Annotated in this window: 2 tRNA genes and 1 rRNA gene; all 3 read right to left on the bottom strand. The window is 46.3% G+C overall.

Annotated elements, in window-relative coordinates:
• Window positions 1-214: 214 nt before the first annotated feature.
• Window positions 215-290 (bottom strand) — tRNA-Ala (locus ACUVOF_RS21930).
• A 117-nt stretch (window positions 291-407) separates the two neighbouring features.
• Window positions 408-484: transfer RNA gene (locus ACUVOF_RS21935), tRNA-Ile, on the bottom strand.
• A 122-nt stretch (window positions 485-606) separates the two neighbouring features.
• Window positions 607-684 (bottom strand): 16S ribosomal RNA (locus tag ACUVOF_RS21940); the annotation flags it as partial.

Here is a 684-nt window from a genome sequence, read left to right on the forward strand (position 1 = left end):
GGGTTCGCAATGATAACGTTTCATTTTGCCGGATACGCTTGAGACGTATCACAATTTAAGAGCATTTCTTACGAAGTGTTCTTGTCAGCATGATATACATTGTTAAAGAGCAGCTGTTCAATGAACAGTGATAAGACGACGCTTAGCGGTCGACTTATCAATGGTCACGAAACATTCACAAACGGTATTGAAGGTGAAACAGGTGGTAACGTAATGGTGGAGCCAAGCGGGATCGAACCGCTGACCTCCTGCGTGCAAGGCAGGCGCTCTCCCAGCTGAGCTATGGCCCCATCTGGCTAACAACTATTTCAAAACCACTTCCGGGTAATTTTATTCAACACAAGGCATTTTATGCGACGCATAGCCTGCTATGCGAGTCATAAAATAACGCAGTATTGGATAAAATTTGGTGGGTCTGGGCAGACTTGAACTGCCGACCTCACCCTTATCAGGGGTGCGCTCTAACCAACTGAGCTACAGACCCGGTTATTCAGTTATTACAGAGACAGACATTAAAGTCTGCGTAACAACTAAACTAACTACCGTTTGCTCTATGATCTGATCAGGTAATTCATTGTGGACGCTTACTAACTGTGACGCATCGTTTAAGGAGGTGATCCAGCCGCAGGTTCCCCTACGGCTACCTTGTTACGACTTCACCCCAGTCATGAACCACACCGTGGT

Source organism: Vreelandella sp. H-I2 (assembly GCF_052959335.1).